The organism is Cohnella lubricantis, from assembly GCF_014212015.1.
GTDB classification, from domain to species: domain Bacteria; phylum Bacillota; class Bacilli; order Paenibacillales; family Paenibacillaceae; genus Cohnella; species Cohnella lubricantis.
Window position 1 is genome coordinate 18,597 of sequence record NZ_JACJVN010000077.1, and the last position, 17,757, is coordinate 36,353.

Consider the following 17,757-nt stretch of genomic DNA (forward strand, 5'->3'; position numbering starts at 1 on the left):
GGGCGTCGTTACTTCGCGAAAGGCATGCCCATTTGGGTCAGCAGTTCGCGCGCTTCTTCGTCCGATTGTGCCGTCGTTACGATAACGATATCCATTCCGCGGACCTTGTCGACCTTGTCGTACTCGATCTCGGGGAAGATCAGCTGCTCTTTAAGGCCCAGCGTGTAGTTGCCGCGGCCGTCGAATGCTTTCGTCGATACGCCGCGGAAGTCGCGGACGCGCGGAAGCGATACGTTGAACAGCTTGTCGAGGAAGTAGTACATGCGGTCGCCGCGAAGGGTGACCTTCGCTCCGATCGGAGCGTTCTCGCGAAGACGGAAGCCAGCGATGGACTTCTTCGCGCGAGTGATGACCGGCTTCTGGCCTGCGATCTTCTGAAGTTCTTCAACAGCCGCGTCCAGCACTTTGGAGTTCTGAACCGCATCGCCGACGCCCATGTTGATGACGACTTTCTCGATCTTCGGCACTTGCATGACCGACTTGTAGCTAAACTTCTGCATCAGAGCAGGAGTGATTTCATTCAGGAAACGTTCTTTCATTCTTGCTGCCATTTGCCACAGTGACCTCCTTTCCGTCTATCTTGCGATTAATCGATCTCTTGACCGGAACGCTTAGCAATCCGAACCTTCGTGCCGTTGTCCAGAACCTTGTAGCCGATACGAGTCGGCTTGCCGCTCTTCGGATCAACGTGCATGACGTTGGAAGCATGAATCGGAGCTTCTTGCTCGATGATGCCGCCTTGCGGGTTATTCGCGTTCGGACGGGTATGCTTCTTAACCATATTCACGCCTTCGACCAACACGCGATTCTCACGCGGATAGGCTGCGATGACGCGACCCTTCTTGCCTTTATCCTTGCCCGTGATGACGATGACGTTGTCGTCCTTCTTCACGTGCAGCTTATTGTTGTGCGATTCCAGCACTTTTTTCAAACGGGGCATGGGTACACCTCCTTGCGTCTTTCTCCATGGACAAGTTCCGGTTTATTAGAGCACTTCCGGCGCCAGAGAAATGATTTTCATGTAATCACGTTCGCGAAGCTCGCGCGCGACTGGTCCAAAGATACGGGTACCGCGTGGGCTCTTGTCTTCCTTAACGATTACGGCTGCGTTCTCGTCGAACGCGATATAGGATCCGTCTTTGCGGCGCACAGCGCGCTTCGTGCGAACGATGACGCATTTCACGACATCGCCTTTCTTGACAACGCCGCCTGGTGTTGCACTTTTGACGGAAGCAACAATCAGATCGCCGATGTGGCCGACGCGGCGGCCCGTGCCTCCCAGTACGCGAATACACATCAGTTCCTTCGCGCCAGAGTTATCGGCAACTGCCAATCTCGTAAACGGTTGAATCATCGCAGGGTCCTCCTTTCAGCTGCAGGTGAGGTCGCGTTACAGAATAACGGCTTTCTCGGTAACTTCGACGAGACGCCAGTTCTTGTCTTTCGACAGCGGACGGGTCTCCATGATCTTCACGGTGTCTCCGATTTTCGCATCGTTGTTCTCGTCGTGAGCTTTGAACTTCTTCGTGTACTTGATGCGTTTGTGGTACAAGCTGTGCTTCTTGTACGTTTCGACGGCTACCACGATCGTTTTGTCCATCTTGTCGCTGACGACTTTACCGATCTGAACCTTACGGTTGTTGCGGTCGCTCATTGAAATCCTCCTTCCCGGAAGCGGTATTCGGGTTTATGGTCGGTTATTAGCCGATGCCGAGTTCACGCTCGCGCAAAATGGTTTTGGCCCGGGCAATCTCTTTACGCAGCTCGCGAATGCGGTGCGGGTTGTCCAGTTGGCCGGTGGCCAGTTGGAAGCGGAGGTTAAACAGTTCTTCCTTGAAGCCGGCGACTTTCTGTTCGATCTCGACCGACGTCAGGTTACGGAACTCACTGCCCTTCATTTGCTTCACCACCCAATTCTTCACGTTTCACAAACTTCGTCTTGATCGGCAGCTTATGTGCCGCAAGACGCATCGCTTCACGTGCAACTTCCTCGGATACGCCGGCGAGTTCAAACAGAACCTTGCCTGGTTTAACGACGGCAACCCACTTCTCAACGTTACCTTTACCGCTACCCATCCGGACTTCAAGAGGCTTCTGGGTAATCGGCTTCGACGGGAAAATCTTGATCCATACCTTACCGCCCCGCTTGATGTAACGGGTCATCGCGATACGGGCAGCCTCGATTTGGCGGTTCGTTACCCATGAAGGCTCTTGAGCTTGCAGGCCGTACTCGCCGAATGCTACCGTCGTGCCGCCTTTAGCCATGCCTTTCATTTTGCCGCGGTGCTGCTTGCGGTGTTTGACGCGTTTAGGGACCAACATGGATTAGTTGCCTCCTTCCTGAGCTGCTCTTCTCTTCTTGGCCGGAAGGACTTCGCCGCGATAGATCCATACTTTAACGCCGATGCGTCCGTAAGTCGTATGAGCTTCGGCCGTACCGTAGTCAATGTCGGCGCGCAGCGTATGGAGCGGAACCGTTCCTTCGCTGTAGCCTTCCGTACGTGCGATCTCGGCACCGCCGAGGCGTCCGCTGACCGAAGTCTTGACACCCTTAGCGCCAGCGCGCAGCGTACGTTGGATCGATTGCTTCATGGCGCGGCGGAACGCGATGCGGCGTTCCAGCTGTTGAGCGATGCTCTCAGCCACGAGAATGGCGTCCAATTCCGGATTCTTGATCTCGGAGATGTTGATGTGTACCTTCTTGCCGTTCGTCAGCTTCGTCAGTTCACCGCGGATAACTTCCACTTCCGCGCCGCCTTTGCCGATAACCATGCCCGGCTTAGCTGTATGAATCGTGACGTTGACGCGATTAGCGGCGCGTTCGATCTCGAAGCGCGATACCGCTGCGTCTTTCAGTTTATTTTTGAGGAATTCGCGGATTTTTACGTCTTCCATCAGAAGATCGCCAAAATCTTTGTCGGCATACCATTTGGATTCCCAATCACGGATGATGCCGATGCGAAGACCTACCGGATTTACCTTTTGACCCACACGTTGTCCCTCCTTATTTTTCGGATACGACCAGCGTAATGTGGCTGGTCCGCTTGAAGATGCTGAATGCACGTCCCTGCGAACGAGGTTGGAATCTCTTCAGGGTAGGACCTTCATTGACGTAAGCTTCCGTAATGACAAGCTTGTTCACGTCCATCTGGTAGTTGTGCTCAGCGTTAGCCACAGCAGAGTTCAACAGCTTCTCCAGAACTGGGGAAGCGGAACGCGGAGTGTGGCGCAGAATGGCGATCGCTTCGCCTACCTTCTTGCCGCGGATCAGATCTACGACCAGTCGGACCTTGCGGGCCGGAATGCGAATGTATTTCACATGCGCCTTCGCTTCTTGTGCCATCGATGTACCTCCTTCCCTACGTTACACAAGCCGGTTGCCCGGCCTTATCGTTTATCTCTTGCCCGTTTTCTTATCGTCGTCCGTATGCCCTTTGAACGTGCGCGTCGGCGCGAATTCCCCGAGCTTATGACCGACCATGTCTTCCGTCACATAGACCGGCACGTGCTTGCGGCCGTCGTATACGGCGAACGTATGACCGACGAACTGCGGGAAAATCGTCGAACGGCGGGACCACGTTTTGATGACGACTTTCTTGTTGGACTCGTTCAGCTCGTCGACTTTCTTCAAGAGATAGTCGTCGATGAAAGGCCCTTTCTTCAAGCTGCGACCCATGGTAAAATCCTCCCTTCACTCCGAGATGGAGATCGTCCCCAGAACGGGGCTCTGTCGTTACCGCAAATCTTACTTGCGGCGGCGAACAATATATTGGCTGGATGCTTTCTTCTTCTTGCGGGTCTTGTAACCGAGCGTCGGCTTGCCCCAAGGAGACATTGGCGATTTGCGACCGATCGGAGCGCGGCCTTCGCCACCGCCGTGCGGGTGATCTACCGGGTTCATGACGACACCGCGGACAACCGGGCGTTTGCCCATGTTGCGGGAGCGTCCTGCTTTACCGATGTTGATCAGCTCGTGGTCTTGGTTGCCTACGGAACCGATCGTCGCGCGGCATTGCTTCAGAACCTTGCGGATCTCGCCGGATGCCAGACGAATCGTTACGTAAGTCTCTTCCTTACCGAGCAATTGAGCTTCCGTGCCGGCTGCGCGAACCAATTGGCCGCCCTTGCCAGGCTTCAGCTCGATGTTGTGGATAAGCGTACCGACCGGGATGTTCTCGAGCGGAAGCGCGTTGCCCACTTTGATGTCTGCGTCTGCGCCGGATACGATCTCGTCGCCGACTTTCAGACCCTTCGGAGCGACGATGTAACGCTTCTCGCCGTCCAGGTAGTTGATCAGCGCGATATAAGAAGTACGGTTCGGATCGTATTCGATCGAAGCAACGCGTCCGGGAACGCCGTCCTTGTTGCGCTTGAAGTCGATAATCCGGTACTTGCGCTTATGGCCGCCACCTTGGTGACGAACCGTGATCTTGCCTTGATGGTTACGACCGCCGCGCTTCGGCAGAGGAGCCAAGAGCGATTTCTCCGGCGTCGAAGTGGTTACTTCTTCGAACGTGGAGACCGTCATTTGACGACGGCTAGGCGATGTCGGTTTGAACTTTTTGACTGCCACTGGATTTCCCTCCTTACTTTACAGACTTGTTATACCGATGCTTCGAAGAATTCAAGCGGCTTGCTGCCTTCGGCAAGCTGTACGATCGCTTTCTTCCATTCCGAAGTGTATCCGGAGTGGCGTCCATAGCGGCGCGGCTTAGCCGGCATGCGAAGCGTGTTGACTTTAGCGACTTTAACGCCAAAGATTTGCTCAACGGCTTGCTTAATTTCCGTCTTGTTAGCTTTGAGCTCTACTTCGAAAACATATTTCAGCTCTTCGATGTATTCGCTCGTGCGCTCGGTAATGACCGGACGCTTGATAATATCGCGAGGGTTTTTCATTACGCGAACACCTCCTCGACTTTGGCGACCGCATCTTTGGTGATGATAAGCTTGTCATGCACCATGATGTCGAGCACGTTGATTCCCGTAGCGGAGACGAATTTGACTCCCGGAATATTGCGCGCGGACATAGCCACGTTGTTGTCATAATCAGCCGTAACGACCAGCGCCTTGCGCTCGACCTTCAGGTTGCCCAGGATCGCTGCGAATTCTTTGGTCTTCGGGGCTGCCAGGTTGAGTTGATCCAGAACGAGGATCTCGCTTGCGATCACTTTGCTGGACAGAGCCGACTTGATGGCCAGACGGCGTACTTTGCGCGGAAGCTTGAAGCCGTAGCTGCGCGGAGTCGGTCCGAAGACGATACCGCCGCCCTTCCATTGCGGGGAACGGATCGAGCCCTGACGAGCACGGCCAGTACCTTTCTGCTTCCAAGGCTTACGGCCGCCGCCGCGAACTTCGGAACGTCCTTTGGTTTTGTGCGTGCCTTGACGAACGGAAGCCTGTTGCAGAACGACCGCGCTGTGCAGGACATGCGTATTCGGGTTAACGCCGAAGATGTTGTCCGCCAACTCGATCTCGCCTACTTGGCTGCCGCTAACGTTGTATACATTCACTTTTGGCATGTGTGGTCCTCCTTTCTTAACGATGTTTATTATTTCTTCACCGACGAGCGGATCTTGAGGTAGCTGTTGCGGGCGCCCGGTACGGAGCCTTTGATCAGCAATACATTGCGCTCAGCGTCGACTTTGACGATCTCCAGGTTCTGAACCGTGATCGTCTCGCTGCCGAGACGGCCGTGCATCTTCTTGCCCTTCGGCACGCGGTTAGCGTCGCGAATCGTAGCGAGCGAACCGTTACCGCGGTGGTATTTGGAACCGTGGGTCATCTTGCCGCGTTGGAAGCCCCAACGCTTGATGGCGCCAGCCGTTCCTTTACCTTTCGAAATACCCGTAACGTCAACAAACTCTCCCTCAGCAAATACGTCAACTTTGACTTCCGACCCGATTTCGGCCGAACCGCTGATTTCGCGAATGAAGCGCTTGGGGCCAGTGTTGGCTTTTTTTGCATGACCGATCGCAGGTTTGTTCGCGAGCTTCTCGCGCTTGTCGGCGAAGCCGAGCTGAACCGCTTCGTATCCGTCGTTATCCACAGTCTTAACTTGCAGTACGACGTTCGGAGATGCTTCGACTACGGTTACCGGCACGACGCTTCCGTCTGCGGCGAACACTTGAGTCATTCCGAGTTTGCGTCCCAAGATTCCTTTCATGTTGACACCTCTTTTCCTTTCCATTATGGCAACTTAGTTATTTGTGCTGCTTGATAATTAAAGCTTGATCTCGATGTCTACGCCGGACGGCAGGTCGAGGCGCATCAGAGCGTCTACGGTTTGCGGCGTCGGATTGACGATGTCAATCAAGCGTTTGTGCGTGCGCATCTCGAACTGCTCACGCGAATCCTTGTACTTGTGAACCGCGCGCAGGATCGTGATTACCTGCTTCTCGGTTGGCAACGGGATCGGACCGGATACGCCGGCGCCCGTGCGCTTAGCCGTTTCTACGATTTTCTCCGCGGATTGATCTAGGATACGGTGATCGTAGGCTTTCAAACGGATACGGATTTTTTGCTTTGCCATATTGATTCCCTCCTTCATTCGCCCAATTTTGGAATCGGACATACTCCGCGAGAATACCCCGTCAACAACCGCGTGCCCTCTCTATGGCAAAGGGGCCGGGTGTGTCGGCAACCTCTCGCATCATCGCACAGTCACAGACCAACATTCACTATTATAGCGATCTGCCCAACCAAAAGCAACAAAATATTTTCTGGAATTCGCATTCGCTTGTCATGAGTTCCGTTCCTTGCGGACATCCTATACGTTAACACATTTATATAGAAGAAACACGATCTAAAGCTTTCCTCTAGAACCACCTGCCGTTGGCTTTTGCCTGTTTTCTTGTGCTATGATACCTGTTGGAACAAGCATAAGGAGGCAAATACCAACATGAGATCATGGCAACGCAAACCGGCAGTGCTCATCGTCACCATTATCGCCATTCTGTCCCTGCTGCTAGCCGGATGCGGCAAGAGAACAGACAACAACGCGACTGGCGGAGCCGGCTCTACCCCATCTGCGTCTCCATCACCAACGGCATCAGCTTCTATAGAACCTAGTCCCGTCGATCCGAATGCCAGCCATCCAGTCGTAACGTTTGAGATGGACAGCGGCAAGATCATTAAAGCTGAGCTGTACCCGGAGATCGCTCCGAATACGGTTAACAACTTCATTTCTCTGATCCAAAAAGGTTTCTATGACGGGTTAACCTTTCACCGCGCCGTTCCGGACTTCATGATCCAAGGCGGGGATCCCGAAGGCAACGGGACAGGGGGGCCTGATTACGCAATTCCAGGCGAATTCACCAGCAATGGCTTCAAGAACGATCTTAAGCATACACGCGGCGTTCTCTCGATGGCCAGAACACCGGATCCTGACTCCGCCGGTTCGCAATTCTTCATTATGGTTGGCGACACCCCATCCCTGGATGGCGATTATGCTGCATTCGGCAAAGTAACGGAAGGCATGGATGCCGTCGACGAGATTGCTAATATGCCAACCAATCAACAGATGCTAGTGACGCAACCCGTAATCAAGAAAGTTACGGTTGATACGCTAGGCGTTAATTATTCGGAGCCGATGAAGACCGGAGATGCAGTGCCAGCGCAGTAAGTTTGATCAGGTCAATAGGAAGCGATATGTTAGAAGCCCGTGCTGAGAGCACGGGCTTTCACTTATTCCTTCATTATAAATGTACTCTACATATGCGATGCAAAAAGACCTTCCGCGGCATAAGCCGGGAAGGTCTTGTTCGCTTGTGGCGAAATTATTTCTGGATCGTTGCAACAGCGCCTGCGCCAACCGTACGGCCGCCTTCGCGGATGGAGAAGCGAGTTCCTTCTTCAACGGCGATCGGAGCAATCAGTTCAACGGTAACGGTGATGTTGTCGCCTGGCATAACCATCTCAGTGCCTTCCGGCAGGTTGATGATACCCGTAACGTCCGTCGTGCGGAAGTAGAACTGCGGACGGTAGCCCGTGAAGAAAGGCTTATGACGACCGCCCTCTTCTTTGGTCAGGACGTAGATTTGAGCCGTGAAGTTCGTGTGCGGCTTAACGGAAGCCGGCTTAGCCAGAACTTGGCCGCGCTCGATCTCTTTACGGTCAACGCCGCGAAGCAGCGCGCCGATGTTGTCGCCGGCTTGAGCGGAGTCAAGCAGCTTACGGAACATCTCAACGCCCGTAACGACCGATTTCTTAGTCTCTTCATGCAGACCGATGATCTCGATCTCATCGCCGATCTTGATCGTACCGCGCTCAACACGGCCCGTAGCAACAGTACCGCGGCCCGTGATCGTGAACACGTCCTCGACCGGCATCAGGAACGGCTTGGATACGTCGCGCTCAGGCGTAGGGATGTAGGTGTCGACTTGCTCGAACAGTTCTACAATCTTGTCAGCCCAAGGACCGTCTGGGTTCTCCAGAGCAGGACGAGCAGCGCCGCGGATGATCGGAGTGTCATCGCCCGGGAACTCATACTCGTTCAGCAGGTCGCGAACTTCCATCTCAACCAGCTCAAGCAGCTCTTCGTCTTCAACCATGTCGCACTTGTTCAGGAATACGACGATGTAAGGAACGCCTACTTGGCGGGAGAGCAGGATGTGCTCGCGCGTCTGCGGCATAGGGCCGTCAGCTGCGGATACAACCAGGATCGCGCCGTCCATTTGAGCAGCGCCGGTGATCATGTTTTTAACATAGTCGGCGTGTCCTGGGCAGTCAACGTGTGCATAGTGACGGTTCGGGGTCTCATACTCAACGTGAGCGGTGGAGATCGTAATACCGCGCTCGCGCTCTTCCGGAGCCTTGTCGATTTGGTCGAATGCTACGGCAGCGCCGCCGTATTTCTTGGACAGTACAGTCGTGATGGCAGCCGTCAACGTGGTTTTGCCGTGGTCGACGTGACCGATCGTACCAATGTTAACGTGCGGTTTGTTACGTTCAAACTTAGCCTTTGCCATGGAAATGTTCTCCTCCTTATAAGTAAAAGGAATTTATGGGGTGGAGGGGGAGGATCGAGACTATGCTCTTCCTCAGCCCGTCCGAATCCAAACCATATTAAGCGCCTTTGCTCTTGGAGATGATCTCTTCTTGGATCGATCTCGGCACTTCTTCATAGTGCGACAGTTCCATCGAGAACACGCCGCGGCCTTGCGTACCGGAACGGAGAACGGTGGAGTAGCCGAACATTTCAGCCAGCGGCACTTTCGCACGAACGATGACGGCGCCGTGGCGCGTGTCGCTTCCTTCGATGCGTCCGCGACGGGAGCTGATCATGCCCATGACGTCGCCCATGTATTCTTCCGGAACGGTAACTTCGACTTTCATGATCGGCTCAAGGATAACCGGGTTACACTTATCCTTCGCGGCCTTGAGCGCCATGGAGCCGGCGATCTTGAACGCCATCTCGTTGGAGTCGACATCGTGGTACGATCCGTCGAAGATGGTGGCTTTGATATCAACGAGCGGGAAGCCGGCGAGGACGCCGTTCTTCATGGCTTCTTCGATACCAGCCTGCGTCGGCGCGATGTACTCGCGCGGTACGACGCCGCCCACGACTTTGTTCTCGAATACGAAGCCGGAGCCTGGCTCAAGCGGTTCGAATTCGATCCAGACGTGGCCGTATTGACCGCGTCCGCCGGATTGGCGAACGAACTTGCCTTCGACCTTCGCAGCCTGACGGAACGTCTCGCGGTAAGCAACTTGCGGCTTGCCGACATTCGTCTCGACTTTGAATTCGCGAAGCATACGGTCGACGAGAATCTCCAGGTGAAGCTCGCCCATACCGGCGATGATCGTCTGGCCAGTCTCTTCGTCGGTGTGCGCGCGGAAGGTCGGATCTTCTTCGGCCAGCTTCTGCAGAGCGATACCCATCTTGTCTTGGTCGGCCTTCGTCTTCGGTTCGACCGCAAGCTGGATAACCGGATCCGGGAAGTTCATGGATTCGAGAATAACCGGGCTCTTCTCATCGCACAGCGTGTCGCCCGTCGTCGTGTCTTTGAGACCGACGGCAGCGGCGATATCGCCCGCGTAGACCTCGCTGATCTCTTGACGGCTGTTCGCATGCATCTGCAGGATACGGCCGATCCGCTCGCGCTTGTTCTTCGTTGCGTTCAGGACGTAAGAACCGGAGTTCAAGACGCCGGAATACACGCGGAAGAACGTAAGCTTACCGACGTAAGGGTCGGTCATGATCTTGAACGCAAGCGCCGAGAACGGCTGATCGTCAGCGGATTTGCGCGTCGTCTCCGTGCCGTCATCCAGATGTCCCTTGATGTCCGGAACATCGATAGGAGAAGGCAAGAAGTCAACGACTGCGTCCAGCATCGGCTGAACGCCTTTGTTGCGGTAGGAGGAGCCGCAGACGACCGGGAAGATTTTCACTTCGACGACGCCCTTGCGAAGAGCCTTCTTGATCTCGTCCACCGTCAGCTCTTCGCCTTCGAGGTACTTCATCATCAGTTCTTCGTCAAGCTCTGCAACCTTCTCTACCAATTCCATGCGCAGCTCTTCAACCTTATCGGCAAGATCTGCAGGAATTGCTTCTTGGACCGGTTCTTTGCCCAGATCGTCCTTGTAGACATAAGCGACCTTCTCAATCAGGTCGATCATGCCGACGAAGTTATTCTCGGCGCCGATCGGCAATTGAATTGCGACAGCATTGGCTTGCAGACGATCACGCATGTCTTGTACGACCTGCAGGAAGTCTGCGCCGATGATGTCCATCTTGTTGACGTAAGCAATACGCGGAACCCCGTAACGGTCAGCTTGGCGCCATACCGTCTCGGATTGCGGCTCTACGCCTTCTTTGGCGCTGAATACGCCAACCGCTCCGTCCAATACGCGCAGGGAGCGTTCAACTTCAACTGTAAAGTCAACGTGTCCCGGAGTATCGATGATATTGATGCGGTGACCCTTCCACTGAGCGGTCGTCGCGGCCGACGTGATCGTGATACCGCGCTCTTGTTCTTGCTCCATCCAGTCCATCGTAGCGGCGCCTTCGTGCACTTCGCCGATCTTATGAACGCGTCCGGTGTAGAACAGAATCCGCTCGGTAGTCGTCGTCTTGCCCGCGTCAATATGCGCCATGATACCGATATTGCGCGTATTCTGCAAGGAGAACTCCCTAGCCATCCTATTGTCTCCTTTCGGCCTCTCGCTTCAATTGTTGCGCCGGAATTACCAGCGGTAGTGAGCGAATGCTTTGTTAGCTTCGGCCATCTTGTGCGTGTCTTCGCGTTTCTTAACGGCTGCACCCGTGTTGTTGGCTGCATCCATGATCTCAGCTGCGAGGCGCTCCTCCATCGTCTTCTCACCGCGCGTGCGGGAGTAGTTGACGAGCCAGCGCAGTCCAAGCGACGTACGGCGCTCAGGCTTCACTTCGATCGGCACCTGGTAGTTGGCGCCGCCTACACGGCGAGCCTTAACTTCGAGAACCGGCATGATGTTCTTGATAGCCGCCTCGAAAACTTCCATAGGATCTTTGCCGGAACGATCGCGAATCAGGTCAAATGCGTTGTACAGCAATTGCTGAGCAACACCTTTCTTCCCGTCGATCATAATCCGGTTAACGAGCCGGGTAACCAGCTTGCTATTGTATACCGGATCCGGGAGAACGTCCCGCTTCGGTACTGGTCCTTTACGTGGCATCGATAATTTCCTCCTTTCTCATTCTTGTTGAACGAAGCCGCGCCTATACCTAGGCGGCCAGCTTATTTTTTCGCTTTTGGACGTTTCGTTCCGTACTTGGAACGAGCTTGCATGCGGTTGTTCACGCCCGCCGTATCCAAAGCGCCGCGAACGATATGATAACGGACACCCGGAAGGTCTTTAACCCGGCCACCGCGAATCAGAACGACGCTGTGCTCCTGCAGGTTGTGACCGATACCCGGAATGTAAGCCGTCACCTCTACGCGGTTCGTCAAGCGTACGCGCGCATATTTACGAAGTGCGGAGTTCGGCTTCTTCGGCGTCATCGTGCCTACGCGAGTGCAGACACCGCGCTTCTGCGGGGCGCTCAGATCCGTCTCGACACGCTTCAAGGCGTTGAAGCCCTTCTGCAGAGCAGGGGATTTCGATTTGACCACCTTAGGCGTGCGACCTTTACGTACGAGCTGGTTGATTGTTGGCATGTTGCCACCCCCTTCCCATTTGTTCAAAAGAAATAAGACATAACGGCAATCGGTCCTGTTGGAGCGAAGCCCACAGATCCAGGCGGTTCATTTTGAGAAATGCGAAAGGGTCTGACCGATCTCTTCTTCGAAGAAAACGGCTAGAACCCAAGATTCTTATTCCTCGACGACTACGGCGGTTGCCGTGCCGACGTCAATTCCGCACAATTTGCCCAAGCTTCGCATCGTATCGACGAACTCGACTTTGACATCGTGTTGCTTGCATAGCTGCACAATACGGCTGGCCAGGCGAGAATCTGCGTCTTGCGCCACATAGACCAGCGTGGCCTTGTCTTGCTCCACCATCTTGGTCGTCTGCTTGGTGCCTACCTTAATGCATCCCGTCAATCGTCCGTTCATTTCCATGGACATTCGACCTCCGGCAGCATAAATATCAGCACGTCGGGCACACACTAGGATATCTTATCACCTAGGTTGGGCAGTGTCAAGAATCGTTCTTTAGAAAAGCATACGGCGCGCCACCCGGACGAACGCAGCTGCCAAGAGGGCCGCATATGCTGTCACATAGAGCAGAATCCCCGCGATCGACGCTGCCGGCAGTTCCTCGAATCGAATGAGCAGATCAGCGATCCGATAGGCTGGCGGCACGATTCATACGATCCAATCGAGGGAATCGGGCAGTTGATTCATCAAGCCTTGACCGGCGCCGATTGTCGCATCCATTCCCGGTCATGAGTAGCGACGACAACAGTCGCCCCTCTGTCCCTCTCTTCGCGGATCAATGCCGCCAAGTCGTCTCGCGAATCCGGATCGAGCCCTCCGTGAGGCTCGTCCAACAACAACAGATCCGGCTGCCGCAGCACGGCTTGGATTAAATTAACCTTCTGAAGCATTCCTTTGGAGAAATGCCTCATTTGCGTGTTCTCCGCGTTTAAATGGAGTCTCTCCAGCCAAGAATCGATCGATTCTCCGGATGCGGAACGATCCAGTCCGGCGATGGCTGCCATATGGTTCAAGTATTCCCGGACCGTGAACCGAAGTGCAGGCAGCCTGTCCGGGGCGTATCCGACTCGGAACTGCCGGTTGTCAATTGGGAGCCGCCGCACCGTACCGCCGGTAAAAGCCGTTAATCCGGCAAGAATGCGAAGCAGTGTGCTTTTACCGGAACCGTTGGCTCCGACGATGGCAATCATTTGGCCCTCCCGGATATCAAGGGATAGATCCTGCAGCACTTCCGTCCGTCCGTAACGTTTGGTAATGCACCGCAGCTCCATGATGACTCCATTAGCTGTCGTAATCATTGACACTTCCCCTATTTATGATTGCTTGCTACACCTTGATAGTACCATACACTTCCAGATAGGTTGCGTTCCCTCAGCGCCGGTTGTGGAAGTTTTTATCGTGGTGTTCTCTGATCCGGTTAATCACATGTTGATAGTCTAACGAACGGGGCGGATCCGCAGATTTGTGGACATCTCTGTTGATTGAATTTGTCTTCGCCGGTAATCACAAGGTACTCACAGGTGATCTGTGGAGGAATAGGCGATGATGTGAATAGTTTGGGGGATAAAACCTTAATGACACTAAGAGATGCGAGTTAACCACATGTGCATAGCCACTGGCTGCTAGCAAGATGCAATGACAGGCAATTTGCTAACATGTGCACAACGAGTATGGAGAATGTTAATTCTGTCCGAGAATGCAGAGTGAGCGAGCGTGAATAGTTGTAATGCAGCGCTCCGCTATAGCGTGCTGAGAGATGGAACTTTGTTGAATTACGGAACAGCGTTCCGCTATTCGTTATTTTACCCGCAATTGCCTTGAAAAGTTAAGAAAAGAAGCGGCCCCGCATGATGCGGAACCGCTTCTTCTCCATGCCGCCGTCGATTACTCGACGGTGACGGCTTCCAGATCGGCTTGCTCGTCTTCCGGTTCGTCCAGCGGAGAGACGACCTTGATGTTGCGGTAACGGGACATGCCCGTGCCCGCCGGAATGAGCTTGCCGATAATAACGTTCTCCTTGAGGCCGAGCAGGCGGTCGACTTTGCCCTTGATGGCGGCGTCGGTAAGCACGCGAGTCGTCTCTTGGAAGGACGCAGCCGACAGGAAGGAGTCGGTCTCGAGCGAAGCCTTCGTAATACCGAGCAGCACCGGACGAGCGACGGCTGGCTCTTCGCCTGCCATGATCGCCTCGCGGTTAGCCGCTTCATATTCGTGCACATCGACGAACGAGCCCGGCAGCAGCTTCGTGTCGCCCGGATCGACGATCCGGATCTTGCGGAGCATCTGCTTGATCATCACTTCGACGTGCTTATCGTTGATCTCAACGCCCTGATTCCGGTATACGCGCTGAACTTCCTGCAGAATGTAGTTCTGCACGCCGCGGACACCCTTGATCCGGAGAATCTCCTTCGGATCGATGGAGCCGTCTGTCAGCTCGTCGCCGGCTTCAATATGCTGGCCTTCGTAGACGCGGATACGCGAACCGTAGGTGACAGCATAGACCTTCGTCTCGGCGTCGCCTTGCACTTCGATCTCGCGGCGATCCTTCGTCTCGCGGATCTCCTTGATGACGCCGTCGATCTCGGAGATGACTGCCTGGCCTTTCGGATTCCGGGCTTCGAACAGCTCCTGAATACGCGGCAGACCTTGCGTGATATCGTCACCGGCAACGCCGCCGGTGTGGAACGTACGCATCGTCAACTGGGTGCCCGGCTCGCCGATCGATTGCGCCGCGATGATGCCGACGGCTTCGCCGATCTCGACTTTCTTGCCGGTTGCCAGGTTGCGGCCGTAGCACATCTTGCACACGCCATGACGAGCGCGGCAGCTGAGCACGGAACGAATCTGCAGCTTCTGGATCCCTGCGCGAACGATCTCTTCCGCCTTGACGGAATCGATCAGATCGTTGCGGCCGACAATAACCTCGCCGCTCTCCGGATGGCGAACCGTCTCGAACGCGTAGCGTCCTTCGATACGGTCGTACAGATCCTCGATGATCTCCTTGCCGTCTTCGATACGGGAGACCACAATCCCCTTATCGGTACCGCAATCTTCTTCGCGAACGATCACGTCTTGAGCGACGTCGACCAGACGGCGGGTCAAGTAACCCGAGTCAGCCGTACGCAACGCGGTATCGGCAAGACCTTTACGCGCTCCGTGTGTCGAGATGAAGTACTCGAGGACCGTCAAGCCTTCACGGAAGTTCGATTTGATCGGCAACTCGAAGATTCGTCCGGACGGCGTGGCCATCAGGCCGCGCATGCCGCCGAGCTGCGTGATCTGCGACTTGTTGCCCCGCGCTTTGGAGTCGACCATGAGCATGATGGAGTTGTAACGATCCATCGACTTCATGAGGACATCCGTAATCTCGTCCTTCGTCTTCGACCAGATCTCGATGACGCGGTCGTAACGCTCTTCGTCGGTAATGAGACCGCGGCGGTATTGCGTCGTAATCGTCTTGACGGAGTCGTCGGACTTCTTAAGGATGTCCACTTTCTCCTTCGGAATCATGACGTCCGCGACAGCGACGGTGATACCCGCACGGGTCGAGTAGGTGAAGCCGAGCTGCTTAATATTGTCCAGAATAACGGACGTCATCATCGTCTGATAGCGGTTGAAGCACTCGCCGATGATTTGGCCCAGATATTCCTTGCCTACCGCGCCAGGCGTCGGCAGCTCTTGCATGCGGGCGTCGATGTCCGCGCCCTTCTCGTAGATGAAATATTTCTCCGGCGTACCCTTCAGCAAGTTGTCCTTGGTCGCTTCGTTAATGAACGGGAACGTATCCGGGAAGATCTCGTTGAAAATAATTTTGCCCACCGTCGTGATGAGCAGCGCGTCCTGCTGTTGCGGCGTGAACGACTTCTTGTTCAGAGCCTTAACCGGAATCACGACACGCGCGTGCAGATCGGCCACGCCGCGTTGGTAAGCGGACACCGCTTCGTTGACTTCCGACAATCTCATGCCGGAGCCCTTCGCTTCCTTGTTGTCCATCGTCAGGTAGTAGCAGCCGAGGACCATATCCTGCGAAGGCGTAACGACCGGTTTGCCGTCCTTCGGGTTCAAGATGTTGCCGGATGCAAGCATCAGCAAGCGGGCTTCTGCTTGCGCCTCGGAAGACAGCGGCACGTGAACAGCCATCTGGTCGCCGTCGAAGTCAGCGTTGTACGCCGTACAGACGAGCGGGTGCAGACGGATTGCGCGGCCTTCGACCAAGATCGGTTCGAACGCTTGGATGCCGAGTCTGTGCAGCGTAGGAGCGCGGTTCAGCAGAACAGGGTGCTCCTTGATGACATCCTCGAGAACGTCCCACACCTCGGCGCTGACGCGTTCAACTTTGCGCTTCGCGCTCTTGATGTTGTGGGCAAGACCCTTCTGCACAAGCTCCTTCATGACGAAAGGCTTGAACAGCTCCAGCGCCATCTCCTTCGGCAGGCCGCACTGGTACATCTTCAGGTACGGTCCTACGACAATAACGGAACGGCCGGAGTAGTCTACGCGTTTGCCCAGCAAGTTCTGACGGAAACGTCCTTGCTTACCTTTGAGCATATGGCTCAGCGATTTGAGCGGACGGTTGCCTGGGCCCGTAACCGGGCGGCCGCGGCGGCCGTTGTCGATCAGAGCGTCGACGGCTTCTTGAAGCATCCGCTTCTCGTTCTGGACGATAATGTCCGGTGCGCCGAGATCAAGCAGCCGCTTGAGACGGTTGTTCCGGTTAATGACGCGACGGTATAGGTCGTTCAAGTCGCTCGTTGCGAAGCGGCCGCCATCCAACTGCACCATCGGGCGCAGCTCCGGAGGAATAACCGGCAGCACGTCGAGGATCATCCAATCCGGCATATTGCCGGAGTTGCGGAACGACTCGATGACTTCCAGCCGCTTGATCGCACGGTTGCGGCGCTGGCCTTGCGCCGTGCGAAGCTCTTCCTTGAGCATCTCCAACTCGCGGTCGAGGTCGATATCTTGAAGCAGCTTCTTGACAGCTTCCGCGCCCATGCTGGCTTGGAAAGCGTAGCCGTACTTCTCGCGGTAGCTGCGGTATTCCTTCTCAGAGAGAAGCTGCTTCTTCTCGAGAGGCGTATCGCCCGGATCCGTTACGACATAAGAAGCGAAGTAGATGATCTCTTCGAGCGAACGGGGCGACATATCGAGCGCCAGACCCATACGGCTCGGGATCCCTTTGAAATACCAGATGTGCGAGACAGGAGCGGCCAATTCGATATGGCCCATCCGTTCGCGGCGAACCTTCGCGCGGGTAACTTCAACGCCGCAGCGATCGCACACGACGCCTTTATAGCGTACGCGCTTGTATTTGCCGCAATGGCACTCCCAGTCTTTGGTCGGTCCGAAGATCTTCTCGCAGAACAGGCCTTCCTTCTCGGGCTTCAGCGTCCGATAGTTGATCGTTTCAGGCTTCTTGACTTCGCCTCGCGACCACGAACGGATTTTGTCCGGGGAAGCTAAACCGATTTTCATAAACTCGAAATTGTTGACGTCTAACAAGGAGCAAACCCTCCTTCATCGTTGCTGCGGATTTCGATCGACTAACGGGACTCGAACGTTATTGGTTACAGGTGTGACGTATATCAGAGGCTGACGGCGGAGCTGCCGCCGTCGG

Annotated in this window: 23 protein-coding genes; 1 reads left to right on the top strand and 22 read right to left on the bottom strand. The window is 55.0% G+C overall.

Annotation, left to right across the window (positions count from 1 at the left end):
• Positions 1–8 precede the first annotated feature (8 nt).
• From rplE to rpsJ, 14 genes are all read right to left on the bottom strand, one after another.
• Entirely contained in the window at positions 9–551 is a 543-nt protein-coding gene (gene rplE, locus H4Q31_RS18195) for a 50S ribosomal protein L5 (protein ID WP_185180489.1), read from the bottom strand.
• Positions 552–586: 35 nt separating this feature from the next.
• Positions 587–940 carry a 50S ribosomal protein L24 gene (rplX, locus tag H4Q31_RS18200; RefSeq protein WP_209703618.1) on the bottom strand — a complete coding sequence of 118 codons (354 nt, stop codon included), beginning with the start codon at positions 938–940 and terminating at the stop codon, positions 587–589.
• Between the two features lie 45 nt (positions 941–985).
• On the bottom strand, positions 986–1,354 hold the full coding sequence (rplN, locus tag H4Q31_RS18205; RefSeq protein WP_185180490.1) for a 50S ribosomal protein L14: 369 nt from the start codon (positions 1,352–1,354) through the stop codon (positions 986–988).
• Positions 1,355–1,390: 36 nt separating this feature from the next.
• Positions 1,391–1,654, bottom strand: coding sequence for a 30S ribosomal protein S17 (rpsQ, locus tag H4Q31_RS18210; RefSeq protein WP_185180491.1), 264 nt, complete (start codon positions 1,652–1,654; stop codon positions 1,391–1,393).
• 46 nt (positions 1,655–1,700) lie between these two features.
• Positions 1,701–1,898, bottom strand: a complete 198-nt coding sequence (rpmC, locus tag H4Q31_RS18215; RefSeq protein WP_185180492.1) for a 50S ribosomal protein L29 — start codon at positions 1,896–1,898, stop codon at positions 1,701–1,703.
• On the bottom strand, positions 1,885–2,322 hold the full coding sequence (gene rplP / locus H4Q31_RS18220; RefSeq protein ID WP_185180493.1) for a 50S ribosomal protein L16: 438 nt from the start codon (positions 2,320–2,322) through the stop codon (positions 1,885–1,887). Before rplP ends, rpmC begins: the two co-directional genes overlap by 14 nt.
• Positions 2,323–2,325: 3 nt before the next feature.
• Positions 2,326–2,991 carry a 30S ribosomal protein S3 gene (gene rpsC, locus H4Q31_RS18225; protein ID WP_185180494.1) on the bottom strand — a complete coding sequence of 222 codons (666 nt, stop codon included), beginning with the start codon at positions 2,989–2,991 and terminating at the stop codon, positions 2,326–2,328.
• Between the two features lie 13 nt (positions 2,992–3,004).
• Entirely contained in the window at positions 3,005–3,343 is a 339-nt protein-coding gene (rplV, locus tag H4Q31_RS18230; protein ID WP_185180495.1) for a 50S ribosomal protein L22, read from the bottom strand.
• Between the two features lie 51 nt (positions 3,344–3,394).
• Positions 3,395–3,676: a 30S ribosomal protein S19 gene (gene rpsS / locus H4Q31_RS18235; protein WP_185180496.1), complete on the bottom strand. Its 282-nt coding sequence runs from the start codon at positions 3,674–3,676 to the stop codon at positions 3,395–3,397.
• Positions 3,677–3,745: 69 nt separating this feature from the next.
• Complete coding sequence (gene rplB / locus H4Q31_RS18240; protein WP_185180497.1) at positions 3,746–4,573, bottom strand: 50S ribosomal protein L2; 828 nt, start codon at positions 4,571–4,573, stop codon at positions 3,746–3,748.
• Positions 4,574–4,602: 29 nt separating this feature from the next.
• Entirely contained in the window at positions 4,603–4,896 is a 294-nt protein-coding gene (gene rplW / locus H4Q31_RS18245) for a 50S ribosomal protein L23 (protein WP_185180498.1), read from the bottom strand.
• The gene (gene rplD, locus H4Q31_RS18250) at positions 4,896–5,519 is read right to left on the bottom strand and encodes a 50S ribosomal protein L4 (RefSeq protein ID WP_185180499.1); all 624 of its coding nucleotides are present in this window, start codon (positions 5,517–5,519) and stop codon (positions 4,896–4,898) included. The genes rplW and rplD overlap by 1 nt, the downstream gene beginning before the upstream one ends.
• Before the next feature lie 29 nt (positions 5,520–5,548).
• Positions 5,549–6,163 (bottom strand): 50S ribosomal protein L3, encoded by a 615-nt coding sequence (gene rplC / locus H4Q31_RS18255; protein ID WP_185180500.1) that lies wholly within the window; start codon positions 6,161–6,163, stop codon positions 5,549–5,551.
• Positions 6,164–6,220: 57 nt separating this feature from the next.
• A complete protein-coding gene (rpsJ, locus tag H4Q31_RS18260) occupies positions 6,221–6,529 on the bottom strand; it encodes a 30S ribosomal protein S10 (RefSeq protein WP_027092000.1) in 309 nt (102 codons plus the stop codon).
• Positions 6,530–6,898: 369 nt separating this feature from the next.
• Here rpsJ and H4Q31_RS18265 point away from each other — a divergent pair, with 369 nt between their 5' ends.
• Positions 6,899–7,621: a peptidylprolyl isomerase gene (locus H4Q31_RS18265; RefSeq protein WP_185180501.1), complete on the top strand. Its 723-nt coding sequence runs from the start codon at positions 6,899–6,901 to the stop codon at positions 7,619–7,621.
• 154 nt (positions 7,622–7,775) lie between these two features.
• On the opposite strand, the gene tuf is transcribed toward H4Q31_RS18265, so the two are convergent.
• From tuf to rpoC, 8 genes are all read right to left on the bottom strand, one after another.
• Positions 7,776–8,966, bottom strand: coding sequence for an elongation factor Tu (tuf, locus tag H4Q31_RS18270; RefSeq protein ID WP_185180502.1), 1,191 nt, complete (start codon positions 8,964–8,966; stop codon positions 7,776–7,778).
• Positions 8,967–9,063: 97 nt separating this feature from the next.
• Positions 9,064–11,139 (bottom strand): elongation factor G, encoded by a 2,076-nt coding sequence (gene fusA, locus H4Q31_RS18275; RefSeq protein ID WP_185180503.1) that lies wholly within the window; start codon positions 11,137–11,139, stop codon positions 9,064–9,066.
• Positions 11,140–11,184: 45 nt separating this feature from the next.
• On the bottom strand, positions 11,185–11,655 hold the full coding sequence (gene rpsG, locus H4Q31_RS18280) for a 30S ribosomal protein S7 (RefSeq protein WP_185180504.1): 471 nt from the start codon (positions 11,653–11,655) through the stop codon (positions 11,185–11,187).
• Positions 11,656–11,717: 62 nt separating this feature from the next.
• Entirely contained in the window at positions 11,718–12,137 is a 420-nt protein-coding gene (gene rpsL, locus H4Q31_RS18285; protein WP_185180505.1) for a 30S ribosomal protein S12, read from the bottom strand.
• A gap of 156 nt (positions 12,138–12,293) precedes the next feature.
• Positions 12,294–12,542, bottom strand: coding sequence for a L7Ae/L30e/S12e/Gadd45 family ribosomal protein (locus tag H4Q31_RS18290; RefSeq protein WP_209703620.1), 249 nt, complete (start codon positions 12,540–12,542; stop codon positions 12,294–12,296).
• Positions 12,543–12,635: 93 nt separating this feature from the next.
• Entirely contained in the window at positions 12,636–12,785 is a 150-nt protein-coding gene (locus H4Q31_RS18295; RefSeq protein ID WP_185180506.1) for a hypothetical protein, read from the bottom strand.
• A 41-nt stretch (positions 12,786–12,826) separates the two neighbouring features.
• Positions 12,827–13,438 carry an ABC transporter ATP-binding protein gene (locus H4Q31_RS18300; RefSeq protein ID WP_185180507.1) on the bottom strand — a complete coding sequence of 204 codons (612 nt, stop codon included), beginning with the start codon at positions 13,436–13,438 and terminating at the stop codon, positions 12,827–12,829.
• A 586-nt stretch (positions 13,439–14,024) separates the two neighbouring features.
• Entirely contained in the window at positions 14,025–17,642 is a 3,618-nt protein-coding gene (gene rpoC / locus H4Q31_RS18305) for a DNA-directed RNA polymerase subunit beta' (protein ID WP_185180508.1), read from the bottom strand.
• Positions 17,643–17,757: the final 115 nt, after the last annotated feature.